This is a genomic window from Sporosarcina beigongshangi, from assembly GCF_033485195.1.
GTDB classification, from domain to species: Bacteria; Bacillota; Bacilli; order Bacillales_A; family Planococcaceae; genus Sporosarcina; species Sporosarcina beigongshangi.
In genome coordinates this window covers 1-4899 of sequence record NZ_JAWLIR010000072.1, presented here as the reverse complement: position 1 = coordinate 4899, position 4899 = coordinate 1, and the positions used below count along the sequence as shown (strand labels likewise).

Sequence of the window (4899 nt, the reverse complement as noted above, 5' to 3'; positions counted from 1 at the left end):
CTCATTCTGTCGGCAATACTCAAATAGGCAGAACGATAGAACCAGCGTTTCCGACTTCCCAGTTGAATGAATACCCATTAAATAAAACGACGATAACTGTTGAAATGACGATAAAGATAAAAGCGACGACACCGCCGAACATTATTTCCGATACCGGACGTTGGTGCAGAAGTTCAGTAACCTGACGTCGCGCCAAGAATTTCATTGCGAGCCAGTAAAAAATGATTGCAACACCACATCCAACAATTGCAATTACGATGGATACTAGTGCATTTGAATCTTCGGATATCAAGAGGTATGCCAGATTGATAAGGACGATACCGAGAGCCCCCACAAGCATCCAGATGAGAGGGAACTGAAAGAACGAAATAGATTTAGATGTTCTTCTACCGCTATAAACCCCATTATCGTGCGTATTAGTCTTTTTCATTATAAATTATCTCTCCTTTTCCTTTTACGATTTCTATTCATATTCGATACTTCAGGTTACAAATCATACTATACTTTAAAAAAGTCATACGGCAGGAGTGCCATTTAGTCATATTATAGTCATATAAATTTAGCAAAATAGATTTTTAAAAAAGAGACGATCACTCCCGATTTCTCATACATCGACAAATAATCTACATCAAAAAAACCGACATCCGTTAAGATGCCAGCTTTGAGTAGGTTATCCAATTCTTCTTTATACAGTGTTCTTAACTATCTAAAATCCCTGTTTCCCTAGCCTTTGAGGTAGCTTCTCTTCTTCCTTTTACATTCAATTTTGAGTAAATATTCGAGATGTAATTTTTAACTGTACCTTCACTAAGAAATAATGCGCTAGCGATATCCTGATTACGCAGACCTTGCGCCAGTTTGTGAAGAACAGCGACTTCGCGGGCGCTAAGTCCGTATTCATTGTTTTTCTCAAGTAATTTGGGTTCAGAAGTGCCTGTATCTCTAGTCGATTTCAGCATACTTTTAATCATCTTATCTGCCATTTCTTGAGAAATCAATGTACCTCCTGTGTGAACCACCCTTATCCCGGCTTTAAGGTTTTTGGGATGGATGGCTTTGAGTAGGAAGCCCTCAGCCCCATGGCTTAATGCTGCTAAAACATATTCAACTTCTTTATACGAAGTCAGAATGATAATTTTCGTTAACGGAAATCGAAGTTTAATCTTTTCTGTTGCAACAACGCCATCCATAATAGGCATATTTATATCCATAAGGATGATATCCGGCTGGTTTTTTTCACAATAGTTGATGGCTTCTTCTCCGTTTTTAGCCAATCCTACAACCTCGATGTCGTCTTCCATCTCTAGTACTATATTTAGACTTTCAAGGATCAATTCCTGATCATCAACTATGAGTACTTTAATCTTTGACATACAAATGATCTCCTTTGAGTGGTATTTCGCATCTGATTATAGCTCCAGTAATCTCCATGGAGGAGATTGAAAAGGTTCCTCCCAGCATATCAATCCGGTTCTTCATTGTTGTCAAGCCGAACCCATACTCTATCTTATCAAAAGGTTTTCCATTATTTTGAATGGCAACATGCAAGGTTGATAGATCAAAGTGGAGCTTCAACTCAATTTCCGATGCTTTTCCATGTTTTAGTGCATTAGTAAAAGCTTCTTGTATGACCCGAATTATCGATTGTCTCACATCGAAGCGAACTGTCCGTTCTGTTCCTATTAGCGTGAGATGAACGAGTGTTCCGGTATATTCTCGAAAGTTGTTGATGAGTCTCTCGGCTTGATTTACTAGACTTATATTCTCTTCCTCACCTATTTTGTGCACGATATCTCTCATCTCATCTAAGTTTTGTTCTGTCAGTCCTCTTATACTAATCAACTTCTCCTTAGCTAGATTGGGTTTTTTATCTAAAAGTGCAATTGCAGCATCAAGACTCATAATAAGGGAAATAAAAGAGTGTCCTAAGGTGTCATGCATTTCCTTGGACATACGATTTCGTTCTTCCAACAGAGTCATCATTTCAATCTCAGCAGCATATTGAGTTAACAATTTATTCTGTTCATCAATTTCTTTAGCCAATATATTTTTCTCATGATAGGCACTGGCAATGAAGTTGACCCAGATCCCGATAAAAGAGAAAAGCAAGTTATCTAAGCTTGAACGGAGTGCCAGATCCCATGTGACTTTTCCGAATAACATGCTGATAAAGGGAAGTAATAATAGTACAGGCATAATCCAGGCAGTCTTTCTTGTCAGTAAGTATCCGATTGCAAGACTCGGAATAAGATAATCGACACTCCCTAACAGATCGGCTTGCATGAACGATTTCACATAATAAGATCCCCCTAGCAATAGTTCAAGTAGAATGAACCATTTCTTGTTCATCCTTAGTTGCGGAAACCAGAATAAAATAGGTATAAAATAGGCCGCTAAAAGCCAAACGGCGTTCACAAGCAATAGCGGTGAATAGTCATTCCCCTTTAAAATATGCAATAATAGCAAAAGATAAATATAGGATCGGAGCCCAAATATACTCCAATCCATAAAATAAAAAACTTTTTTCATAAGTATCCGTCCTTTACCCAAACATAACTAATGATTTCTTCTGAAATATATAGTACATGCGGAACCTCAGGCCACCCTAAATTTAATAGAGGCTGCACAAAATAAATAGGTATTATCGATAGAGAAAATTCTTTAAATCTTAAAAGATAATTTAATTTGCATAGCAATAGCAACAGTTTAACATTTCATATCGTTTTTCAATGGCATATGCAGCAATTACACTATAATCCTCTTTTGGGCATTGACATGTAAGTGTACTCTAGGCTGATCTAATAAGGGAATTATAGTACAATTCGGATAGTTATGTATAGTTAAGTTCTGTAAATATTTAAAAAGGCCACCAATCACCTTAGAAGATAAATTTTGTGGTGCCACCATATTTTATTCTATCTTCATGAGCTACTTCTTTCAATGAAACTGACGAGGATTTGTAAAACGAAAATTCCTCAATTCTAGCAAGTAATTTGTAGTATTCCGATTCGAAGGATGTTGTACTTTAATAGTTATGTTAAAATTAGTTCGTGAGTAAAATAATGGTAAATGGATTCAATTTGGAGGGAACTTATGAAAATCATCATTTTTGGAGCTTCTGGAAAAACGGGGAAGTTGATTGTTGAGCAAGCGCTTTCTGACAATCATACGGTCACAGCATTCGTAAGAAATCCAAGTAGCTTGAACATTTCTAATCCGAACCTTGGGATTGTGCAGGGGGATGCAACAGATGCATCTGCTGTTAAAAAAGCCATTTTAGGGCATGACGCAGTGATATCAGCACTTGGAACGAACACTGGATTACGAAAGACGACAATCCTTCATGAAATGACACAAAATATCGCTCATGGTATGAAGGAGCAGCAGGTGTCGCGGATTGCTTACATGGCTTCGGCGGGAATTGATAAAGAAATACCAGGCGTTATCGGAAAAATTACGATAAAATTACTTGGAAATGTGCTAGACGATCATCATAATGCAGTGGCTGTGTTAAAAGATAATGATTTACAATGGACGATTGCAAGACCCTTAGGACTCAACGACAAACCGTTTACAGGGGCGTATCGTAAAGAACTAATTGGGGTTCCTAAAGGTGGACGTACAATTTCCCGTGCGGATGTCGCGGACTTCTTATACCAGGCAATTATCAATGAAGAATTTATCCGCCAGTCTGTTGCCTTGAGCGACTAGTCAACAAGAGATTTTGGATCATATGCTTTCCGCTCCTTCAATTCAACCAGATGGCCGATACCCCAGGCAATATAGGCTTCCACTGGAAAACTAGGAGAAGAGAGGATTTCCAAATAGCCTTCACGTCGTTTAACAAAAAAAACCTTCGCTTGGGATGGTTTTTCAGCTAGGATGACCGGTCTTATGATAGAATTTCTTTTTCTTTATGTGATGAAACGTTAGTTCTGATAGTTGTATTATCGTATAATAGGGGGATGGCTTCCAACTTCATAGTTAGGCTTGGGGAGTGGAGATAAGTGTGTATTCCATGAATAAATGTGGTAAACTAAACATATATTAAAAAAGACTGAGTGCGTCAACACCCAGTCAATGCAGCTGACATACCGCATGAAGTACGGTTGACCAGTTGTAAGAATGTTTAACTCAAAGAGTAACCACCCTGCATACTTAGTCGGTAGCGGAGGGTGGTTACTTTTTTCTATTGGTGTAAAGAGCAATCAGTGCGATAACGGCTGTTGCCGCTGTCGCAAAAAATATGCCGAATTGGAAAAGCATATTCATTGCATCGTAAGTAACCATATAAACACCCCCTTTCTCAAGGGAGTGTCAACCGCCCATCCGCTATATGTTGCTGCAACTTACAGTCTAGCATTTTATACGACAAAAATCGATGGGACTAGCTAAAAAAATCTGCATAAAGTCCTTAAATCTCTACATTAATCAAGTTGGTTTCTTAATGATTTTAATAAATTGAAATGTGGTTTGTTGAGCCCGTGTAGATTTTTTAGATTGGATATAAAATCTTCATTGGTGTGCATAGGCCTTAGTAAATCCTTCCGTTTAGAAACATATTCATTGGAAATATAAAAATTTGCTGTAATGAATACGCCATTATGTCTTAATACATATTCAATTACTTTTAACAGTTTTTCAGTATGTCTTGTTAAGCTTTTGAATGAATCAGAATAGAAAACCGGCAATTCTTCTCCTGCTATTTTTTCCAATTGGTTTAATAATTCTATACTAAAACTAGGATTCATCCCACTTTCAACAGTTATTCCGTTTTCACTAGTAAATTTATTGTGATAATAATTAAAATCGATAAGCTTATCAAGATTGTCTTCTGATACTATAAGTTTGTTAATTTTAATGCCTTTATTAGACCTGGAGCTAGTATAGATGTATGGA

General features: G+C 37.3%; 6 protein-coding genes. 1 reads left to right on the top strand and 5 read right to left on the bottom strand.

From position 1 onward, the window contains the following. Window positions 1–19: 19 nt before the first annotated feature. From R2B77_RS17690 to R2B77_RS17680, 3 genes are all read right to left on the bottom strand, one after another. A complete protein-coding gene (locus R2B77_RS17690) occupies window positions 20–430 on the bottom strand; it encodes a hypothetical protein (RefSeq protein WP_203249327.1) in 411 nt (136 codons plus the stop codon). Between the two features lie 268 nt (window positions 431–698). Next, the gene (locus R2B77_RS17685) at window positions 699–1373 is read right to left on the bottom strand and encodes a response regulator (protein ID WP_203249328.1); all 675 of its coding nucleotides are present in this window, start codon (window positions 1371–1373) and stop codon (window positions 699–701) included. Continuing rightward, window positions 1360–2529 (bottom strand): sensor histidine kinase, encoded by a 1170-nt coding sequence (locus tag R2B77_RS17680; protein WP_203249329.1) that lies wholly within the window; start codon window positions 2527–2529, stop codon window positions 1360–1362. Before R2B77_RS17680 ends, R2B77_RS17685 begins: the two co-directional genes overlap by 14 nt. 564 nt (window positions 2530–3093) lie before the next feature. On the opposite strand from R2B77_RS17680, the gene R2B77_RS17675 reads away from it, so the two are divergent. Next, window positions 3094–3711, top strand: coding sequence for an NAD(P)-dependent oxidoreductase (locus tag R2B77_RS17675; protein ID WP_203249330.1), 618 nt, complete (start codon window positions 3094–3096; stop codon window positions 3709–3711). 468 nt (window positions 3712–4179) lie between these two features. Here R2B77_RS17675 and R2B77_RS18020 read toward each other — a convergent pair whose 3' ends face one another. Both R2B77_RS18020 and R2B77_RS17670 read right to left on the bottom strand, forming a co-directional pair. Beyond that, a complete protein-coding gene (locus tag R2B77_RS18020) occupies window positions 4180–4290 on the bottom strand; it encodes a putative holin-like toxin (protein WP_450097611.1) in 111 nt (36 codons plus the stop codon). A 137-nt stretch (window positions 4291–4427) separates the two neighbouring features. Further along, window positions 4428–4899 (bottom strand): hypothetical protein (locus tag R2B77_RS17670; RefSeq protein ID WP_322555774.1); only part of this gene is annotated, 472 nt, incomplete at its 5' end.

Excerpts from the sequence above, each read along its gene's own strand:
- R2B77_RS17690 (WP_203249327.1), bottom strand. The coding sequence starts at position 430 with ATGAAAAAGACTAATACGCACGATAATGGGGTTTATAGCGGTAGAAGA.
- R2B77_RS17685 (WP_203249328.1), bottom strand. The coding sequence starts at position 1,373 with ATGTCAAAGATTAAAGTACTCATAGTTGATGATCAGGAATTGATCCTT.
- R2B77_RS17680 (WP_203249329.1), bottom strand. The coding sequence starts at position 2,529 with ATGAAAAAAGTTTTTTATTTTATGGATTGGAGTATATTTGGGCTCCGA.
- R2B77_RS17675 (WP_203249330.1), top strand. The coding sequence starts at position 3,094 with ATGAAAATCATCATTTTTGGAGCTTCTGGAAAAACGGGGAAGTTGATT.
- R2B77_RS18020 (WP_450097611.1), bottom strand. The coding sequence starts at position 4,290 with ATGGTTACTTACGATGCAATGAATATGCTTTTCCAATTCGGCATATTT.